This is a genomic window from Nakamurella alba (assembly GCF_009707545.1).
In the GTDB taxonomy this organism is placed as follows: domain Bacteria; phylum Actinomycetota; class Actinomycetes; order Mycobacteriales; family Nakamurellaceae; genus Nakamurella; species Nakamurella alba.
In genome coordinates this window covers 130647-149897 of sequence record NZ_WLYK01000009.1, presented here as the reverse complement: position 1 = coordinate 149897, position 19251 = coordinate 130647, and the positions used below count along the sequence as shown (strand labels likewise).

Here is a 19251-nt window from a genome sequence, read left to right as displayed (position 1 = left end):
CGACGCGGGTGATCCCCGATGACGACCTGGGTCGTCGTTGTCGTCCTGCTGGTGCTGGCGATCGCCGCGTTCCGGCTGTGGCTGACGGCGAACCGGCTCGACCGGTTGCACGTGCGCACCGAGGCGGCGTGGGTGGCCCTCGACGGCACCCTGGCCCGCCGGATCGTCGCCGCCCGGGCCACCGCCGCGGCCGGCGGCTTCCCGCCCGGTCAGGCGGAGGAGATCCGGCGGCTGACCGTCGTCGCCGACGCCAGTGACCGGGACACGCGGCCGGACGCCGAGAACGACCTGTCCCGGGCGCTCGCCGCCGCACCGCCGATGACCTCACCGGACCTGGCCGCGGAGCTGGCCGACGCGGGCGAGCGGGTGGCGCTGGCCCGCACCTTCTACAACGACGCGGTGCGCGACACCCGGGCTCTCCGCGCCAAGTGGTTCACCCGGTTCTTCCGGCTCGCCGGCCGCGCCGAACTGCCCGACTACTTCGAGATCGCCGACGTGGCAACGGTCCTGCCGTTGGTCCGCACCGCGGCCCGGGTGGTGCTGCTGACCCCGGACCGCCGGGTGCTGCTGTTCTCCAGCGAGGAGCCGGACGCGCCCGAGGGCGGCCGGGTCTGGTTCACCCCCGGCGGCGGGCTGGAGCCGGGCGAGGACCTGGCGGACGCCGCGATCCGCGAGCTCGCCGAGGAGACCGGGTTGCAGCTCGGCCCGGGTGACCTGTCCGACCCGCTCTGGCGCCGGCACGCCCGGTTCGTCTTCGGCGGCGTCGGCTACGACCAGACCGAGTTCTTCCTGGCGGCCCGGGCACCCGCCGTCTTCGACCCGGACACCAGCGGGTTCACCCCGGTCGAGATCCGCGGGATCACCGGCAGCCGCTGGTTCTCCGCCGAGGAGCTCCGCGCCCTGCCGGACACCGTCTACCCGGTCGACCTCGCCGACCGGCTGCCCGAGGCGGAGGCCGCCGTCGGCGGCGCTCCCGTCGGGGACCCGGTCCTCATCGCCTGAGAACGTCATACCGGCGCGTGACGTGCATCGCGATGACGCGCCGCAGCTGCGGCGGATGGTCGGGAGCACACAGTGCTGTCGCCTACGGTGGGCGTCTGCCCGTGATCGGTTCGTGATCGGCGGGCCGGGGGTGCATCCGGAGGCCGTCGGGGCCGGGCCGGAAGGACAGGAGTGAGCCGGTGCGGCGAGCACGTGTGCGATCGGTGGCCGCGGTCGCGGCGGTCACGGTGTCCCTGGTGCTGAGCGCCTGCTCGTCGACACCGGAGGCGGCCCCGGCCCCGTCCACCACGGCGTCCGCCACGCCCACCAGCAGCACCAGCAGCAAGCCCACCAGCTCGGCCCCGCCCACGTCGAGGAGCACCAGCGCGAAGCCGACGAGCAGCGCCCCGCCGAAGACCACCGCACCGGTGACCAACCCGGACCCGCTCACCGGGCAGCAGCTGTCCGGCAACCCGGTGGTCGCGGTCAAGATCGACAACACCTATTTCGACGTCGCACAGTTCGGCGTCTCCAAGGCCGACGTCGTCTTCGTCGAGCAGGTCGAGGGCGGCCTGACCCGGCTCATCGCGGTGTTCCACACGAACCTGGACCAGGAGGTCGGTCCGGTCCGCAGCGTCCGCACCACCGATGCCGAGCTGCTGCCGGCCTTCGGCACCCCGGCGCTGGTCTTCTCCGGCGGCGCCCAGGGCCCGCTGGACGCCCTGGCCTCCACCAGCGTCGTCAACACCTCGGACCTGCAGACCGGCTACTTCCGCTCCGACGTCGCGTCCGGCTCGTACAACCTGCACGCGAACCTCGCCGAGGTGGTCGCCTCGACCTCCGGTCTCACCCCGGCAAGGTCGATCGGCTTCACCTTCGCCGCCACCGACGCCCGGGTGGCCAAGGGGTCCGCGGCCACCGAGATTGCGGTGACCATGCAGGCCGGCCTGACCACCTTCAGCTGGAACGGCTCCGCCTACGCCCGGATGCGCAACGGCGAGGCGATGGCCGACTACCAGGGTGATCCGCAGCTGGCCGACAACGTGCTGGTCCAGTCCGTGGTCGACGAGCCGGACGGCACCTACGACACCGTCGGCTCGCCGTCGTACATCAGCCACACCGTCGGCAGCGGCGCGGTCACCCTGTACCGGGACGGCAAGGCGCTCGAGGGCACCTGGAGCCGCGACTCGGTGGACGGCACGTTCTCCTACCTCGATGCGGCCGGCAAGCCGCTGCCCTTCAAGCCGGGACGCACCTGGGTGATCCTGGCTCCCCAGTCCGCGTACACCGAGGTTTCCTGAGTCTGCCGGGTCCGCCGGGTGACGTGGGGAAGGCCACCTGCGCCTGACTGGACGTGCCCTGCGGACGTCCGGGCTGGTATACCCGACCGTGCATGCCGCTGACCGGGACCGTCCCGTGCCCGCCGCCTGCCACGTAGATCCGTCCCGACAGGAGCAGCCCGCGATGTCCGCCGATCCCACCCCCACCGCATCCAGCCCGACCACCGGCACCGCCCGGGTGAAGCGCGGCATGGCCGAGATGCTCAAGGGCGGCGTGATCATGGACGTGGTCACCGCCGAGCAGGCGAAGATCGCCGAGGACGCCGGCGCCGTCGCGGTCATGGCGCTCGAGCGGGTCCCGGCGGACATCCGCGCCCAGGGCGGCGTCTCCCGGATGAGCGATCCGGACATGATCGACGGCATCGTCGCCGCCGTGTCCATCCCGGTGATGGCCAAGGCCCGGATCGGTCACTTCGTCGAGGCGCAGGTGCTGCAGTCGCTCGGCGTCGACTACATCGACGAGTCCGAGGTGCTGACCCCCGCCGACTACACCCACCACATCGACAAGTGGCAGTTCACCGTGCCTTTCGTCTGCGGCGCGACCAACCTGGGTGAGGCGCTGCGGCGGATCACCGAGGGCGCGGCGATGATCCGGTCCAAGGGCGAGGCGGGCACCGGTGACGTGTCGAACGCGGTGACCCACATGCGCACCATCGGTGGCGAGATCCGTCGGCTGACCTCGCTGACGCCGGACGAGCTGTTCGCCGCGGCGAAGGAGCTGCAGGCGCCGTACGAGCTGGTCGCCGAGGTGGCCGCCACCGGCAAGCTGCCGGTCGTCATGTTCACCGCCGGCGGCATCGCCACCCCGGCCGACGCCGCGATGATGATGCAGCTCGGCGCGCAGGGTGTCTTCGTCGGGTCCGGCATCTTCAAGTCCGGTGACCCGGCCGCCCGCGCCGCCGCCGTGGTCAAGGCCACCACCTTCTACGACGATCCCGATGTCATCGCCAAGGTCTCCCGCGGCCTGGGCGAGGCCATGGTCGGCATCAACGTCGCCGACATCCCGGTCCCGCACCGGCTCGCCGAGCGCGGCTGGTGAGCTGCTCCCCGCCGGATCGGGCGGGGAGCAGCTCGTCGAGGAGAGCCTCGACGCGGCGGCGGATCTCGTCGCGGATCGGGCGGACGGCCGGCAGGTCCTGTCCGGCCGGGTCGTCGAGATCCCAGTCCAGGTAACGCGTGCCGGAGAACACCGGGCACACGTCACCGCAGCCCATGGTGATCACCACGTCGGACTGCTGCACCGCCTCGGCGGTCAGGACCTTCGGGACCTGCGTCGCGATGTCGATGCCGACCTCGGCCATCGCGGCGACGGCGACCGGATTGATGCGGTCGGCCGGCAGCGACCCCGCCGACCGGACCTCGACGGCCCCGGCGGACAGCTGGGTGAGGAAACCGGCGGCCATCTGGGACCGGCCGGCGTTGTGCACGCAGACGAAGAGCACGGACGGCGTGTCGACCGCTGCACGATCGATCACGAAGGGATCCCCGGCCGGGTCAGGGTGTCGGGCTTGACCGCCCGGACGATCGCGCCGTGCATCTCCGGTGCGACCTCGTGCGTGAAGACGACCTCGATGTCGGCGAACCCGGCTGCGGTGAGCCCGGCGACGTACTCGGCGCGGGACAGCGCGCCGGCGATGCATCCGACGTAGGAGCCGCGGCCGGCGCGCTCGGTCCCGGACAGGTGGTCCTCGGCCACGACGTCGGAGATGCCGATACGGCCGCCGGGGACGAGGACCCGGAACATCTCGGTCAGCACCGCGGTCTTGTCGGTGGACAGGTTGATCACGCAGTTGGAGATCACCACGTCGACCGATGCGTCGGCGAGCGGGATCGCCTCGATGTGGCCCTTCAGGAACTCGACGTTGACGGCGCCGGCCTTGGTTGCGTTCGCGCGGGCAAGCTCCAGCATCTCGTCGGTCATGTCCAGGCCGTAGGCGAACCCGGTGGCACCGACCCGCCGGGCGGACAGCAGCACGTCGATACCACCGCCCGACCCGAGGTCGAGAACCTTCTCACCCTCTCGGATCTCGGCGACGGCCAACGGGTTGCCGCAGCCGAGCGAGGCCAGCACCGCCTCCTCCGGCAGCCCCGCCGCCTGCTCCGGCGAGTACATCGCGGCCCCGAAGATGTCGGCCTCGCCGCTCCCGCCGATCGCGGCCAGGGCGTCGGTGGGGCCGCAGCAGGACGCGGTCGCATCGGTCGAGACGGCGAGAGCCGCTGCGGCGTAACGGTCGCGGATCTGGTCCTGCAGATCGTTCCGGCTCATGGTCCGTCCACCTTCCATCGAAGAACGTCGATGGAACGACCATGGACCAAGACATCGACGGTTGTCAATGTCTCGTGGCATCATGGGGTGATGAGAACCGCGGATCCGTCGGTGCCGGCCACCGTCTGCTGTGCGCCGCCCGCCGGCGCGCCGCTCGGTGCCGACGCCGCAACAACTCTCGCGCAGGCGCTGAGGGCGATCGCCGACCCGAACCGGCTGCGGTTGTTGTCGATCATCGGGCACCATGACGGCGGTGAGGCCTGTGTCTGCGACCTCACCGAGCCGTTGGGGCTGAGCCAGCCGACCGTCTCCCACCACCTGAAGATCCTGGTCGACGCCGGTCTGCTCACCCGTGACAAGCGCGGGGTGTGGGCGTACTACACGGTGGTGCCGGGTGCGCTCGACGGGATCGCTGCGGCGCTGGGATCGGTGCAGGCACGGTGATCCCGGTCGATCTCAGGCCAGGAAGCCGCTGACCCCGACCCGGCGGGCGTTGCCCGCCTGCGGCAGCAGGTCGACGATGCGGCGAACGGCCTCCCGCAGTCGCTCCGGCGACTGGGTGAACGGGATGCGCAGGAACGACTCCAGCGTGCCGTCCGGGCCGAAACGCGGTCCCGGGGCCAGTCGCAGGCCGACCGTCGGGGCCAGCAGGGCCAGTTCGCCGGAGCACGGCTGCGGCAGCTGGACCCACAGCGTGGCCCCGCCGTGCGGGGTCGTCGGACGCCAGTCCGGGGCGAGATCCGCGATGGCGGCGAGCAACTCGGCCGACCGGTGGGCCAGCCGCTCCCGCTGTCGGGCCAGCGCCTCGTCCGGCGCGGCGAGTAGTTCGGCGACGATCAACTGCTCCAGCACCGGCCCGGACATGTCGCCCCGGGACCGGGCGGCGGCGAGCCGGTCGATCAGTGCCGGGGCCGCCCGCACCCAGCCGACCCGCAGCCCGCCCCAGAACGCCTTGGACACCGACCCCAGTGAGATGACCCGGCTGTCGTCCCCGAACGCCGCCACCGGCAGCGGCAGATCCGTTGCGGCGAAACCGACCTCGCGGAACGACTCGTCGATCAGCAGCACCGTGCCGGCCGCCCGGGCCGCGGCCACCAGCTGCCGGCGGTCGGCCTCGGACATCAACGCACCGGTCGGGTTGTGGAAGTCGGGGATCAGGTAGGCCAGCCGCGGTGCGGTCTGCCGGAGGGTGGTGGCCAGCAGCTCCATGTCCCACGGGCTGCCGCCGTCGGTCCGGTGCTCCAGCCCGAACGGGGCGGGGGAGCGTCGCGCGGCGCGCACCGCGTCCAGCGCCACCGGGTAGGTGGGGCATTCCATCAGCACCCGGTCGCCGGGCGCCGACAGCTCCTGCAGACAGAGCGAGAAGGCATGCTGCGCACCGTTGGTCACCAGGATCTGGTCCGCCGTGGTGGGCAGCCCGGCGGCGGTGTAGCGGGCGGCGATCGCGGCCCGTAGCACCGGCAGGCCCAGAGGGCTGTACCCGTCGGAGGCCAGGTAACGCGGCAGCTGCGCGGTGGCCGCCTCCAGCGCCCGCAGCACCGGCTCCTCGGCGCCGGGCAGGCAGGCCGTCGTCAGGTCGATGCCCTCCTCCGGGTCCAGGTGCGGGTAGCCGAAGATGCCGGCCGGCCCGGTCACCGGCTGCGGCCGCACCAGGTCGCGGGACGAGCCGGTGGCCGCCGCCGGGAGCCGCAGCGTGCTGCCCGAGCCGCGCCGCGAGTCGATCCAGCCGTCCTCGCGCAGCAGCGTGTAGGCCGCGGCGACGGTGGTCCGGGACAGCGAGAGTCCTGACGCCAGTTCACGTTCGCTCGGCAGTCCGGAGTCGACGGCCAGCCGGCCGTCCAGCACCGCGGAGCGGATCCGGTAGGCCAGCGCCCGATAGGCGGGGCCGGGCCCGTCCAGCGGCTCGGTGCCGAGCCGACGGACCAGTGAGGTCGCCGACAACCGGATGGACGGGGTGGAATGCGTCTGCTGGACCGACATGATGCCAGTTTGGCTGAAGTGGCCATTGTTGTCCAGGCCAGTGCAGCCCAGGATCGATCCATGACACTCCTGCTGATCCTCGCCCTGTTCGTCCTGATCGCCGTTGCAGCACCTCTTCTGGGCCGCGACTCCCGTTCGATCGGAGACCCGAAGTGGGGAGACGGCCGTTCCGGTCCACCCCTGTCGCGCTGGTGACCACCGGCAGCCCACTGAACCGTCGACCGGTCCACTTCCAGGCCAGTGGACCGGTTGACTTCCTGCAGCACGACAAGAACGAGGCAGTGCAATGACACAGGTACGGCGCCGGGTGACCGGGCGGCTCTCCCGGATGGTGATGCCGGTCCCGGTCGACCGGCGGGCGCGGCGGTTCTCCCAGTTGCTCGTCGGTGTGGTGATGTACGGCATCACGATGGGCCTGATGGTGCGGTCGGTGCTCGGGCTCGACCCGTGGGACGTGTTCCACCAGGGGCTGACCGAGCTGCTGGGCAACCGGTTGTCGTACGGCACGGTGATCACCGTGGTGTCGGCCGTCGTGCTGCTGCTCTGGATCCCGCTGCGCCAGCGGCCCGGGATCGGCACCCTGGTCAACGCGCTGGTGATCGGCTGGACCACCGACCTGACCCTGTCCCTGGTGCCGCCGACCGACGACATGCGCCTGCGCATCGGGTATCTCGTGCTCGGTGTGCTGGGTAACGCGGTCGGCGGGGCGCTGTACATCGGCGCCGGGCTCGGTCCCGGACCGCGCGACGGGCTGATGACCGGGCTGGTCGCCCGCGGTGTCGGGTCGATCCGGCTGGTGCGCACGGTGATCGAGCTGTCGGTGCTCGGGATCGGCTGGCTGCTGGGCGGTCTCGTCGGCGTCGGGACCGTCCTGTACGCCCTGGCCATCGGCCCGCTGCTGCACGTGCTGCTGCCCCGGCTGTCCGTGCGGGCGCCGGAGCCGCGGCCCGACGACGTGGCGGAAGGCGTCCCCGGGACGCACTAGATTTCTCGCCATGCTCACGTTCCTGACCGTCCTGCACGTCGTGGCGGCGGTGTTCGTCATCGGCCCGATGGCGATCCTGCCGATGACGGCCATGCGTGCCATCCGCGCGGAGCAGGGCGGGCAGGTGGCCGTACTGGCCCGGTCCACCTTCGTCTTCACGGCGGCGTCGTTGGTGGTCGCGCTGCTCGGCTTCGCGGTCGTCCCGTTCGTGCCGGAGCAGTACGGCACCACCCTGACCACCCCGTGGGTGCTGATCTCGATCATCCTGTACGTCGTCGCACTGGCCCTGAACCTGCTCGCCGTGGTGCCGGCCCTGCGCAGCGCGGCCGAGCACCTGCAGTCCGCTGCCACTGGCGGGCAGCAGAACCTGACGGACAACGACTACAAGCGGATCGCGATGACCTCCGGGATCGTGTCGCTGCTGCTGGTGGCCATCACCGTGCTGATGGTGTGGAAGCCGTGAGCCCGACGATCGGGGTATTGGCCCTGCAGGGTGACGTCGCCGAGCACCTGATCGCACTGGCCGAGCTGGACGCCACCGCGCGCCCGGTCCGCCGGGCGTCCGACCTGGACGGGCTGGACGGGATCGTGCTGCCGGGCGGCGAGTCCACCACCATGTCCCGGCTGCTCGACGTCTTCGAACTCCGCGAGCCGCTGCAGCAGCGGCTGCACGAGGGGCTCCCGGCCTACGGGTCCTGCGCCGGGATGATCCTGCTCGCCACCGAGGTGCTGGACGGCCGACCGGACCAGCGGTCGTTCGGCGTCCTGGACATCACCGTGCGCCGCAACGCCTTCGGCCGGCAGGTGGACTCCTTCGAGACGGACCTGGAGTTCACCGGTCTGCCCGGGGAGCAGACTCCGGTGCGCGCGGTGTTCATCCGCGCGCCGTGGGTGGAGCGCACCGGAGCGGACGTCGAGGTGTTGGCCGCGGTGGGCGAGCATCCGGTGGCGGTGCGGCAGGGCCGGACCCTGGCGACCTCCTTCCATCCCGAGGTCACCGGCGACCGCCGGGTGCACGGACTGTTCCTGGAGATGGTGCGGGCCGGCTGACCCGGTGGCCTGCGCGGACGGGACGAGCGGGGGTCATCCCGGCCGGTAGAGTCTTCGCTGGACCGGGACGGCCCGAGGGTGCGGCCCGTGGAGGAGAGCGCCCGGGCGTGCCCGGACGCGGACAGCGGAAGCAGGAGCATGAGCGGGCATTCCAAGTGGGCCACCACCAAGCACCAGAAGGCTGCGAAGGACGCCAAGCGCGGCAAGCTCTTCGCGAAGCTGATCAAGAACATCGAGGTGGCGGCGCGCACCGGTGGCGGTGACCCGGACGGCAACCCGACCCTCTGGGACGCCATCCAGAAGGCGAAGAAGTCGTCGGTGCCCAATGACAACATCGACCGCGCGGTCAAGCGTGGTTCCGGTGCCGAGGCCGGCGGCGCCGACTACCAGTCGATCACCTACGAGGCGTACGGCCCGAACGGTGTCGCGGTGATGATCGAGTGCCTCACCGACAACCGGAACCGGGCGGCGACCGACGTCCGCGTCGCGGTCACCCGCAACGGCGGCTCGATGGCCGACCCGGGCTCGGTGTCCTACATGTTCAGCCGCAAGGGCGTCGTCGTGGTGCCCAAGGCCGGCGGCCTGTCCGAGGACGACCTGCTGCTCGCCGTGCTCGACGCCGGCGCCGAGGAGGTCACCGACAGCGGCGAGGTCTTCGAGGTGCTGTCCGAGGCCACCGATCTCGTGGCCGTGCGGACCGCCGTGCAGGACGCCGGCATCGAGTACGACTCCGCCGACCAGAGCTTCATCGCCTCCGTGCCGGTGCAGCTCGAGGCCGACGGCGCCCGCAAGCTGTTCAAGCTGGTCGACGCGATCGAGGACCTGGACGACGTGCAGAACGTCTACACCAGCGCCGACATCCCGGACGAGGTCATCGCCGAGCTCGACGAGGACTGACCCACCCCCGGCCCCACCCCGCGCGAGGATCATCATCGCCTGCGCGTAGGAAAGTGGCGACAACCGTCCCACCAGTACCAAAAGCTTCACGATCACACGCGCCTGCGATCTTGATCCTCGCGCGGGGGCGGCTGCGGGCGGTTGCAGGGTCCGGCGTGGCAGGCGGGGTGCGGGACGCGCGGCCGGTAGCGTCGGGGTGAACATGTGTTCGGCGCGCCGGACACTGCCCGACCGGGAGGATGCTGCGTGCGTGTGCTGGGAGTCGACCCGGGGCTGACCCGTTGCGGGGTCGGGGTGGTCGACGGCGGTGCCGGCAAGCCGCCGCGGCTGGTCCACGTGGACGTCGTCCGCACCCCGGCCGACCACGACATCGCGGTCCGGCTGCTCCAGGTCGCGGAGGAGGTGGAGGCGATGATGGACACGTACAAGCCGGACGTGGTCGCCGTCGAACGGGTCTTCAGCCAGCAGAACGTCCGCACCGTGATGGGTACCGCGCAGGCCGCCGGGGTGGTGGCGCTGGCCGCCGCCCGCCGGCACATCCCGGTCGCCTGGCACACCCCGAGCGAGGTCAAGGCGGCGGTGTCCGGCAACGGTTCCGCCGACAAGGCGCAGGTCACCACCATGGTCACCCGATTGCTCCGCCTCGACACCCGGCCGAAGCCCGCAGATGCGGCGGATGCGTTGGCGCTGGCCATCTGTCACCTCTGGCGCTCGCCGATGCAGGCCAAGCTCGCCGCCCTGACCCCGACCGCTCCGCGCCGCCGCACCGCCCCGCCGGCACCGGCCGTCCGGGTGGCCCGATGATCGCCTCCGTCCGCGGGGTCGTGCTCGGCCTGACCCTGGACCACGCGGTGATCGAGGTCGGCGGGGTCGGTCTCGCCGTCCGTGCCACCCCGAACACCCTTGCCGGACTGCACCGCGGCGACCAGGCCCGGCTGGCCACCAGCCTGGTGGTGCGCGAGGACTCGCTGACCCTGTTCGGTTTCGCCTCCGACGACGCCCGGGACCTGTTCGAGCTGGTGCAGTCGGTGTCCGGGGTGGGACCGAAGATCGCGCTGGCGCTGCTCGCCGTGCTCGACCCGGACGACCTGCGCCGGGCGCTGGCCTCCGGCGACACCAACGCCCTGACCCGTGCGCCGGGGATCGGGAAGAAGGGTGCGGAGCGGCTGGTGCTCGAGCTCCGCGACAAAGTGGGTGCCGTCGGCGCATCCGCCGTCGGCCCGGTCGGGACCGCCACCGGGGGGCCGGTGGCCGCTTCCGCCTGGCGGGCCCAGTTGGTCGACGCCCTGGTCGGTCTCGGCTTCACCGCCAAGCAGGCCGAGGACGCCACCGCGAGCGTCGCGTCCGATCCGGACGACCCGATCGTCGCGCGCGGCGAGGTCGGCGTGCTGCTGCGTCGCGCCCTCTCGCTGCTGGGGCGGAGCCGGTGACGGTGCCGGAGCCCTTCCACCCGTTCGAAGCCGGCGGTGAGGACCCGCTCGACCCGGACCGGCAGGTCACCGACTCCGAGGTCGAGGCGTCGCTGCGGCCGCGCAACCTCGACGAGTTCGTCGGGCAGGTGCGGGTCCGCGAACAGCTGGAACTGGTGCTGGCCGGCGCCAAGCTGCGCGGGACCACGCCCGACCACGTGCTGCTCGCCGGACCGCCGGGACTCGGCAAGACCTCGCTGGCGATGATCATCGCCGCCGAGCTGGACGCCTCGATCCGGCTCACCTCGGGGCCGGCGCTGGAGCGGGCCGGCGACCTCGCCGCGATGCTGTCCAACCTGGTCGAGGGCGACGTGCTGTTCATCGACGAGATCCACCGCATCGCCCGCCCGGCCGAGGAGATGCTGTACCTGGCGATGGAGGACTTCCGGGTCGACGTGGTGGTCGGCAAAGGTCCGGGCGCGACGTCGATCCCGCTGGACATCGCCCCGTTCACCCTGGTCGGCGCCACCACCCGGTCGGGCCAGCTCACCTCGCCGCTGCGTGACCGCTTCGGCTTCACCGCGCACATGGAGTTCTACGCACCGGAGGAACTGGCCCGGGTGATCACCCGCAGCGCCCGGATCCTCGGCGTCGACCTGCGGCCGGACGGGGCGAAGGAGATCGCCCGGCGGTCCCGCGGCACACCACGGATCGCCAACCGGCTGCTCCGTCGGGTCCGCGACTTCGCCCAGGTCCGGGCGGACGGGGCGGTCGACGTGCACGTCGCCCGGGCCGCTCTCGCGGTGTACGACGTCGACGAACTCGGGCTGGACCGGCTGGACCGCGCGGTGCTCGGGTCGCTGTGCCGCACCTTCGGTGGCGGACCGGTGGGACTGACCACGTTGGCGGTCGCGGTGGGGGAGGAGCCGAGCACCGTCGAGGAGGTCTGCGAACCCTTCCTGGTGCGGCTCGGCATGCTCGCCCGGACGCCCCGTGGCCGGGTGGCGACGCCCGCGGCCTGGGAACACCTGGGCCTGACGCCGGGGCCGGGCACCCGCGGGGTGGTCACCGAGCACGACCCCGGCCTGTTCGACGGCTGAGCGCCGCCACACCCGGCCTGACCTGCGCGAGGGCGCTGACCGGCCGGAACTCCGGTAGACTCCGGTGCGTTCGGTGACCGGCGCCACAGCTGCCGTCCGCTCGCCGCCCAGGGGCGGTGTTCCGGATGCGGTGGGCGGGACCGGTTTCCGGGCGGGTCCGCGCGCCGTGCACCGCACGGGAACGGACCACGGCCGACGCACGTTGCTCGCCCGGGCCGGTCGTCCACGACCGGGTCCCGGCAACACGGCGGGTGTCGACAGCCGACACCGCCGACGATCGAAGGAGTCACATGAATCTGCAGGGCCTGATGTTGCCGATCCTGATGTTCGGTGCGCTCGGTCTGATGATGTTCTTCGGCATGCGCAAGCAGAAGCGTCAGGTCGCCGCCCAGCAGCAGATGCAGAACTCCCTGCAGCCCGGCGCCCGCGTGATGACGACCTCCGGCCTGCACGCCACGGTTACCGCCGTCGCCGACGACACCATCGAGCTGGAGATCGCCCCGGGCGTCCACACCTCCTGGGTGCGCGCAGCCGTCCGCGAGGTCATCGTGGCCGCCCCCGGCGGCGAGCTGGAGGAGGACACCGTCGACGAGGAGAACACCTCCGCGTCCGACGGCGGGTCCTCGCTCTCGCTGGACAAGCCCTCCAAGGACGTCGGCTAGGCTGGCCGATCGCACCGGTGCGCTGCCGCCGGGTGTCCGCCGGCGGGATCGGCGCGTCCTGCCGGGCGCGATGTCCCACGGCGGTGCCCGGCGGCATGCGCACGGAAACTCCCTGCGCAAAGATAGGCACCGTACGTGGCAAGTCCTGCCGGTCAGTTCCGCCCCGGGCGGCTGATTGCGACCTTCGTGGTGATCACGGGCGCTCTCTACGCCCTGATGTTCCTCACCCCCGGATCGAACACCCCCAAGTTGGGCATCGATCTGCAGGGAGGCACCCGCATCACCCTGACCGCGCAGACCGCGGACGGATCCACGCCCACCCGGGAGTCCATGGCCCAGGCCCGGACCATCCTGGAGAACCGGGTCAACGGCTCCGGTGTCGCGGGTGCGCAGGTGCAGGTGGAGGGCAGCAACCAGCTGGTCGTCACCGTGCCGGGCAACGCCGCCGACCTCGGTGAGCTGACCCGGTCCGCGCGGCTGAACATCCGCCCGCAGTTCTCCACCGGGTACGACCTCGCGGCGCTGGCCGCCGCGGTGCCGTCGACCTCGGCCTCGGAGACCGGCACCGGCTCCACCACCTCGTCCGGCCCGATCAGCCGCACCGCGATCGGCGACACCGAGGTCGAGCAGCCCACCACCACCTCCGGTGGCGCAGTGATCGGACCGTCCTCCTCCGTGGGTGAGACCGCCGGGGAGAGCGCCGCCGAGACCACCGCAACGACAGCACCGTCGACCACCGAGTCCGGCCAGGGACTGCGTGGCGCCGTCGAGGCCACCACCGATCCCGCGACGACGAGCAGCGCGCCGACCACCGCGGACACGGCGAGCAGCACTCCGACCACCGCCGACACCGCGAGCAGCGCCCCGACCACCGGCGACACCGCGAGCGCCTCCGGGTCCACGGATCCCTCGGCCTCGGCGAGCGGCACCGGCACCAGCGCCGCGGCGGCCACCTGGCCGATCGCCGGCAGCGACCCGGACAACCCGAACCAGCCGGCCGGCGACGACACCACCGCCTGGACCGCGTGGCAGACCGCCGCGCAGACCGCGCTGAGCTCCGGTGGCATCGCCTGCGCCGATATCGCGCCGACCGCGGGCATCGACAACCCGGACAAGCCGCTGCTGGCCTGCGGTGAGACGCCGTACGTGCCGGGCACCGACCCGTGCGCCACCTCGTCGAACGCCTGCGTCTACCTGCTCGACAAGACGCTGATCCCGGGCACCGAGATCGACACGGCCGCGGCCACCATCGACACCCAGGGCACCGGCGGCTGGGGCATCAACCTGCAGTTCACCTCGTCCGGCTACCAGACCTGGGCGAACTACACCGCGAACCACAACGTCAGCACCGACCCGAACGGCACCGACGGCTCGTTCACCGCGTTCACCCTCGACGGCCAGGTGCTCTCCTCGCCGCAGATCCAGAGCGCGATCACCACGACCGTCACCCGGGTCTCCGGCACCTACACGCAGCAGACCGCGACCGGCCTGGCCAACGCGCTGAAGTTCGGTGCGCTGCCGCTGAACTTCGTGCAGGGCGAGTCGCAGAGCGTCTCCGCGCAGCTCGGCCTGGAGTACCTGAACGCCGGCCTGATCGCCGGTGGCATCGGCCTGCTGCTGGTGATCATCTACTGCCTCGTCTACTACCGATTGCTCGGCCTGATCACGATCCTCTCGCTGGTCCTGTCGTTCGGCCTGGTCTACGTGATCATGGTGCTGCTCGGCAGATGGATCGGGCTGAGTCTGGACATGGCCGGCGTCGCCGGTCTGATCGTCGCCATCGGCATCACGGCCGACTCGTTCGTCATCTACTTCGAACGACTCAAGGACGAGGTCCGCGAGGGCCGGTCGTTCCGCTCGGCGGTGCCGCGCGGCTGGGAGCGGGCCAAGCGCACCATCCTGTCCGCCGACGCGGTCAGCTTCCTGTCCGCCCTGGTGCTGTACGTGGTCGCGGTCGGTGACGTGAAGGGCTTCGCCTTCACCCTCGGCCTGTCGACCGTCCTCGACCTCGTCGTGGTGTTCCTGGTGACCCACCCGCTGGTGGCCTGGGCCTCCGGCTCGAAGGTCTTCCAGTCCACGCGGTACTCCGGGCTGGGCGCGGTCGCCAAGGCCGGCGCACAGCAGCGGGCCAGCGCGGCCCGCCTGGCCACCAAGGAGGCCTGATGACCACCGTCGACGAACTCACCAGCGACGAGGCGGCCGTCCCGGCGCCGAAGCGGTCCGGCACCTTCCTCGGCCGGCTGTCCACCGGCACCGGCGCGTTCGACATCCTCGGGCCGCGCCGCTGGTACTACATCGCCTCGCTGGTGCTGGTCGTGCTGTCGGTCCTGTTCATCGTGATCCGCGGGTTCAACTTCGGCATCGACTTCGCCGGCGGCACCCGGTTCACCTTCCAGATCCCGGACGGCCAGTCCTACTCGCAGGTGCAGGAGCGCACCGTCGACGTCTTCGCCGGCGCCGCCGGGGTGCCGAGCGAGGCCATCCAGCAGATCGGCACCAACCAGGTGCAGATCTCCTCGGTGTCGCTGGACGCCCAGCAGGTCGCCGCGGTGAAGACCGCACTGGAATCGGCGTTCTCGCCGGTCGGCGGCGTCTCCGACTCCGCGGTGTCCAACACCTGGGGCTCGGAGATCTCCGAACGGGCCATCCTCGCGGTGGTCGTCTTCCTGGTGCTCGTCGCGATCTTCATCTGGATCCGGTACGAGCGCCGCGTCGCGGTCGGCGCCGTCATCTCCACCGTGCACGACCTGGTGGTCACCGCCGGCATCTACGCCGCGGTCGGCTTCGAGGTGACCCCGGCGACGGTCATCGGCCTGCTCACCATCCTCGGCTTCTCGCTGTACGACACCGTCGTGGTCTACGACAAGGTGCAGGAGAACTCGAAGGGCCTGCTCTCGCTGACCCGTCGCACCTACCAGGAGGCGGCGAACCTCGCTGTCAACCAGACCCTGATGCGGTCGATCAACACCTCGCTGATCGCGCTGCTGCCGGTGGCGGGCCTGCTCGTCGCGGGCGTGGCGATCCTCGGCTCCGGCACCCTGAAGGACCTCGCGCTGGTGCTGCTGGTCGGCATGCTGGTCGGCGCGTACTCCTCGGTGTTCGTCGCCGTGCCGCTGGCCGTGGACCTGAAGAACCGCGACCCGCAGATCAAGCAGCACACCGCCCGCGTGCTCGCCAAGCGCAAGCAGGAGGGGCTGACCGTGGACGCCGACGGCGACCCGATCGCCCGCCGCGGCGCGCCGGTGGCCGTCGCACCGTCCGGCACCGCGGCGCCCCGGGTGATCACCCCGCCCAAACCCGGGGTCAAGCCGACCCGCCCCGCCGCCCGCAAGCCGGCCGCCACCACGGAGTCCGGGACCGCACCGGCCCGCCCGGCGGCGTCCGCCCCGAAGCGGCCGACCGGCAAGGGCGCCCGCCCCACCGGCAAGCGTGGCCGCTGACGCCACCGGTGCCGGACCGGACGGTCCGGCACCGACCGCCGCGGAGCTGGTCGACCGCCTCACCCGGGTCCAGCAGGACTTCCCGATCCCGGGGATCCTGTTCCGCGACCTCACCCCGGTGCTGGCCGATCCGCTCGCGCTGCGCACGGTCGCCTCGGCGCTGATCGCCCAGCACGGACCGATCGACCTGATCGCCGGCCTGGAGTCGCGCGGGTTCCTGCTCGGCGCCGCTGCTGCGGTGCTGGCCGGCACCGGCGTGCTGGCGATCCGCAAGCCCGGCAAGCTCCCCGGCGACATCCTCGCCGAGGACTACACCCTCGAGTACGGCACCGCCCGGCTGGAGCTGCACCCGGCCGACGTGCCGACCGGCAGCCGGGTGTTGGTGGTCGACGACCTGCTCGCCACCGGCGGTACCGCCGCGGCCGCCTGCCGGTTGCTGGAACGGGCCGGCGCGGTCGTCGCCGGCGTCGCCGTCGTGATCGAGCTGGTCGACCTGGACGGGCGGCAGGCCCTGGAGGGCAGGCCGTTCAGCACCGTCCGGCAGTACTGAGCACTCCCGTCCCGCCCGGACGGGCCGACCATGATCACCGATCACCGGGAACGTCCCGTTCGCGCGGGTATCGTTCGGCCGGACGCCCGGTGACCCGCAGGTGGCGGCCCGGGAACGCCCGGCCGGCGGCCGGTGTTGCATGCTGGTGGGTGGGAGTTCCGGACAACCGGTGAACAGGAGGTCGGCGTGGCAGCGGACACGACGGGCCGTGGCGGCAACGCCGCGGTGACCGAGACCTCCGGCGCGCCCGCCACCGACGACAAAGCTGCGGCGGCAGTTGCCGGGGAAGTTGCCGCGGAGCCCACCACCGCCCCGCTGTCGGCCACCCGCCGGGTGCGTGCCCGGCTGACCCGCCGGATGAGCGGCCAGCGGACCTCCGCCCCGCCGCCCACCCGGAACGTGGTGCTGGAGCCGCTCTTCGCCGCGCACCGTGCGCTGCACCCGAAGGCCGACCTGAAGGTCCTGCAAAAGGCCTACGAGGTGGCCGAGGCGGCGCACCGCGGGCAGTTCCGCAAGTCCGGCGATCCCTACATCACGCACCCGCTGGCGGTCGCGACCATCCTCGCGGACCTCGGCATGGACACCACCACGCTGGTCGCTGGGCTGCTGCACGACACCGTCGAGGACACCCCGTACACCAAGGACGACGTCCGCCGGGACTTCGGCGACGAGGTCGCGCACCTGGTCGACGGCGTCACCAAGCTGGACAAGGTCAAGTTCGGCGACGCCACCGAGGCCGAGACCATTCGCAAGATGATCATCGCGATGGCCCAGGACCCGCGAGTGCTGGTCATCAAGCTGTCCGACCGGCTGCACAACATGCGCACCATGCGGTTCCTGCCGCCGGAGAAGCAGGCCCGCAAGGCGCGGGAGACCCTCGAGGTGCTGGCGCCGCTGGCCCACCGGCTCGGCATGGCGACCATCAAGTGGGAGCTGGAGGATCTGGCCTTCGCGATCCTGCACTCCAAGCGCTACGACGAGATCGTCCGGCTGGTCGCCGACCGCGCGCCGTCGCGTGACACCTACCTCGCCGATGTCACCGCCCGGCTGAACACCGAACTGAGCGGGGCCAAGATCCCGGCCGAGGTCATCGGCCGTGGCAAGCACTACTACTCGATCTACCAGAAGATGCAGGTCCGCGGACGCGAATTCGACGAGATCCACGACCTCGTCGCGGTCCGCATCCTGGTCGGCAGCGTGCGCGAGTGCTACGCCGTGATGGGCGTGGTGCATGCGCTCTGGGCGCCCATGCCGGGCCGGTTCAAGGACTACATCGCGCAGCCCCGGTACGGCGTCTACCAGTCGCTGCACACCACCGTGATCGGCCCGCAGGGCAAGCCGCTGGAGGTGCAGATCCGCACCTACGAGATGCACCACACCGCCGAGTACGGCATCGCCGCGCACTGGCGGTACAAGGAGACCCGCGGCACGCACAGCGGCGCCGCCACGGCCGTCGAGGAGATGGCGTGGATGCGCCAGCTGCTCGACTGGCAGCGGGAGGCCGGCGACGCCGGTGAGTTCCTGGACAACCTGCGCTTCGAGATGGCGTCCAGCGAGATCTTCGTCTTCACGCCGAAGGGCGACATCCACCAGCTGCCAGCCGGTTCCACGCCGGTGGACTTCGCGTACTCGGTGCACACCGAGGTCGGCAACCGGTGCATCGGCGCCAAGGTCGACGGCCGGCTGGTGGCGCTGGAGAAGGAGCTGACCAACGGTCAGATCGTCGAGATCTTCACCTCCAAGGCGCCGACCGCCGGCCCCAGCCGGGACTGGCTGGGCTTCGTCCGGTCGTCCCGGGCGAAGACCAAGATCCGGCAGCACTTCGCCAAGGAACGCCGCGAGGAGGCGGTCGACCTCGGCAAGGAGGCGATCACCAAGGCGGCCCGCCGCGAGGGGCTACCGGTGCAGCGGCTGATCTCCCACGAGGCGCTGGCCGCGGCCGCGCACGACCTGGCCTACCGCGACATCGCGGCCCTGTACGCCGCTGTCGGCGAGAACCACGTCTCCGCGAAAACCGTGGTGGCGAAGGTCGTCTCGTACCTCGGCGGCGAGGAGGAGGCCGGCGAGGAGGTCGCCGAGCGCACCTCGTCCGCGATCACCCGGCGTCCGCGCACCATCAAGGATGTCGGCGTGCTGGTCACCGGCGTCGGTGACATCCAGGTCAAGCTGGCCCGCTGCTGCACCCCGGTGCCCGGCGACGAGATCCTCGGGTTCATCACCAAGGGTGGCGCGGTGTCGGTGCACCGGACCGACTGCACCAACGCCGCCGCGCTCCGCGAGGAGTCCGAGCGGCTGGTCCCGGTCAGCTGGGACCCGAACTCGGCGTCCATTTTCCTGGTCACCGTCCAGGTCGAGGCGCTGGACCGGCACCGCCTGCTGTCCGACATCACCAAGACGCTGGCCGACGAGAAGGTCAACATCCTGTCGGCGAACCTGTCGATGTCCAAGGACCGGATGGCGATCTCGCGCTTCTCCTTCGAGATGGCCGATCCGGCCCACCTGGGTCACCTGCTCCGCGCCATCCGCGGGGTCGAGGGCGTCTACGACGTGTACCGGGTGACCAGCGCCTGATGTGAGCGCCCGGTCAGCCG

General features: G+C 71.7%; 21 protein-coding genes. 17 read left to right on the top strand and 4 right to left on the bottom strand.

Translation table 11 applies throughout. The features are described from left to right. Nucleotides 1-18 precede the first annotated feature (18 nt). Nucleotides 19-1002 carry an NUDIX hydrolase gene (locus GIS00_RS20765; RefSeq protein WP_154770378.1) on the top strand — a complete coding sequence of 328 codons (984 nt, stop codon included), beginning with the start codon at nt 19-21 and terminating at the stop codon, nt 1000-1002. Between the two features lie 82 nt (nt 1003-1084). Here GIS00_RS20765 and GIS00_RS20760 read toward each other — a convergent pair whose 3' ends face one another. Next, nucleotides 1085-1432, bottom strand: coding sequence for a hypothetical protein (locus GIS00_RS20760; protein WP_154770377.1), 348 nt, complete (start codon nt 1430-1432; stop codon nt 1085-1087). Between GIS00_RS20760 and GIS00_RS20755 the strand changes: the two genes are divergently transcribed. Together GIS00_RS20755 and pdxS are read left to right on the top strand one after the other, a co-directional pair. Then, the gene (locus GIS00_RS20755) at nt 1410-2282 is read left to right on the top strand and encodes a DUF3048 domain-containing protein (RefSeq protein WP_154770376.1); all 873 of its coding nucleotides are present in this window, start codon (nt 1410-1412) and stop codon (nt 2280-2282) included. The two genes, GIS00_RS20760 and GIS00_RS20755, sit on opposite strands and share 23 nt — an antisense overlap. Before the next feature lie 163 nt (nt 2283-2445). Continuing rightward, on the top strand, nt 2446-3360 hold the full coding sequence (gene pdxS / locus GIS00_RS20750; RefSeq protein WP_154770375.1) for a pyridoxal 5'-phosphate synthase lyase subunit PdxS: 915 nt from the start codon (nt 2446-2448) through the stop codon (nt 3358-3360). Here the strand turns inward: pdxS and GIS00_RS20745 are convergent. After that, nucleotides 3308-3796, bottom strand: coding sequence for an arsenate reductase ArsC (locus GIS00_RS20745; protein ID WP_322098224.1), 489 nt, complete (start codon nt 3794-3796; stop codon nt 3308-3310). The genes pdxS and GIS00_RS20745 overlap by 53 nt on opposite strands. Then, nucleotides 3793-4587, bottom strand: coding sequence for an arsenite methyltransferase (arsM, locus tag GIS00_RS20740; RefSeq protein ID WP_154770374.1), 795 nt, complete (start codon nt 4585-4587; stop codon nt 3793-3795). Before arsM ends, GIS00_RS20745 begins: the two co-directional genes overlap by 4 nt. Before the next feature lie 90 nt (nt 4588-4677). On the opposite strand from arsM, the gene GIS00_RS20735 reads away from it, so the two are divergent. Continuing rightward, nucleotides 4678-5031 (top strand): ArsR/SmtB family transcription factor, encoded by a 354-nt coding sequence (locus GIS00_RS20735; RefSeq protein WP_154770373.1) that lies wholly within the window; start codon nt 4678-4680, stop codon nt 5029-5031. Between the two features lie 12 nt (nt 5032-5043). Here GIS00_RS20735 and yczR read toward each other — a convergent pair whose 3' ends face one another. Then, entirely contained in the window at nt 5044-6567 is a 1524-nt protein-coding gene (yczR, locus tag GIS00_RS20730; RefSeq protein WP_196073390.1) for a MocR-like transcription factor YczR, read from the bottom strand. A 60-nt stretch (nt 6568-6627) separates the two neighbouring features. Between yczR and GIS00_RS28510 the strand changes: the two genes are divergently transcribed. The 13 genes from GIS00_RS28510 to GIS00_RS20670 all read left to right on the top strand — a co-directional run bounded on the left by GIS00_RS28510 (nt 6628) and on the right by GIS00_RS20670 (nt 19231). After that, nucleotides 6628-6762 carry a hypothetical protein gene (locus GIS00_RS28510; RefSeq protein WP_255455155.1) on the top strand — a complete coding sequence of 45 codons (135 nt, stop codon included), beginning with the start codon at nt 6628-6630 and terminating at the stop codon, nt 6760-6762. A gap of 133 nt (nt 6763-6895) precedes the next feature. Beyond that, a complete protein-coding gene (gene yczE / locus GIS00_RS20725) occupies nt 6896-7552 on the top strand; it encodes a membrane protein YczE (RefSeq protein WP_154770371.1) in 657 nt (218 codons plus the stop codon). A 10-nt stretch (nt 7553-7562) separates the two neighbouring features. Beyond that, nucleotides 7563-8015, top strand: a complete 453-nt coding sequence (locus GIS00_RS20720; RefSeq protein WP_154770370.1) for a DUF2269 family protein — start codon at nt 7563-7565, stop codon at nt 8013-8015. Continuing rightward, on the top strand, nt 8012-8602 hold the full coding sequence (gene pdxT / locus GIS00_RS20715) for a pyridoxal 5'-phosphate synthase glutaminase subunit PdxT (RefSeq protein ID WP_322098222.1): 591 nt from the start codon (nt 8012-8014) through the stop codon (nt 8600-8602). The genes GIS00_RS20720 and pdxT overlap by 4 nt, the downstream gene beginning before the upstream one ends. A 138-nt stretch (nt 8603-8740) precedes the next feature. After that, the gene (locus GIS00_RS20710; RefSeq protein ID WP_154770369.1) at nt 8741-9499 is read left to right on the top strand and encodes a YebC/PmpR family DNA-binding transcriptional regulator; all 759 of its coding nucleotides are present in this window, start codon (nt 8741-8743) and stop codon (nt 9497-9499) included. Nucleotides 9500-9745: 246 nt separating this feature from the next. Continuing rightward, entirely contained in the window at nt 9746-10303 is a 558-nt protein-coding gene (gene ruvC / locus GIS00_RS20705) for a crossover junction endodeoxyribonuclease RuvC (RefSeq protein ID WP_322098221.1), read from the top strand. After that, complete coding sequence (ruvA, locus tag GIS00_RS20700; RefSeq protein ID WP_154770368.1) at nt 10300-10929, top strand: Holliday junction branch migration protein RuvA; 630 nt, start codon at nt 10300-10302, stop codon at nt 10927-10929. The genes ruvC and ruvA overlap by 4 nt, the downstream gene beginning before the upstream one ends. A gap of 2 nt (nt 10930-10931) precedes the next feature. Beyond that, on the top strand, nt 10932-12008 hold the full coding sequence (gene ruvB / locus GIS00_RS20695) for a Holliday junction branch migration DNA helicase RuvB (RefSeq protein ID WP_407666900.1): 1077 nt from the start codon (nt 10932-10934) through the stop codon (nt 12006-12008). 290 nt (nt 12009-12298) lie between these two features. After that, nucleotides 12299-12670, top strand: a complete 372-nt coding sequence (gene yajC, locus GIS00_RS20690; protein WP_230313915.1) for a preprotein translocase subunit YajC — start codon at nt 12299-12301, stop codon at nt 12668-12670. 135 nt (nt 12671-12805) lie between these two features. After that, the gene (gene secD, locus GIS00_RS20685; protein ID WP_322098219.1) at nt 12806-14833 is read left to right on the top strand and encodes a protein translocase subunit SecD; all 2028 of its coding nucleotides are present in this window, start codon (nt 12806-12808) and stop codon (nt 14831-14833) included. Beyond that, the gene (secF, locus tag GIS00_RS20680; protein ID WP_154770367.1) at nt 14833-16110 is read left to right on the top strand and encodes a protein translocase subunit SecF; all 1278 of its coding nucleotides are present in this window, start codon (nt 14833-14835) and stop codon (nt 16108-16110) included. Before secD ends, secF begins: the two co-directional genes overlap by 1 nt. Then, on the top strand, nt 16100-16660 hold the full coding sequence (locus tag GIS00_RS20675; protein ID WP_322098218.1) for an adenine phosphoribosyltransferase: 561 nt from the start codon (nt 16100-16102) through the stop codon (nt 16658-16660). Before secF ends, GIS00_RS20675 begins: the two co-directional genes overlap by 11 nt. Before the next feature lie 186 nt (nt 16661-16846). Further along, on the top strand, nt 16847-19231 hold the full coding sequence (locus GIS00_RS20670) for a RelA/SpoT family protein (RefSeq protein WP_322098217.1): 2385 nt from the start codon (nt 16847-16849) through the stop codon (nt 19229-19231). Nucleotides 19232-19251 lie beyond the last annotated feature (20 nt).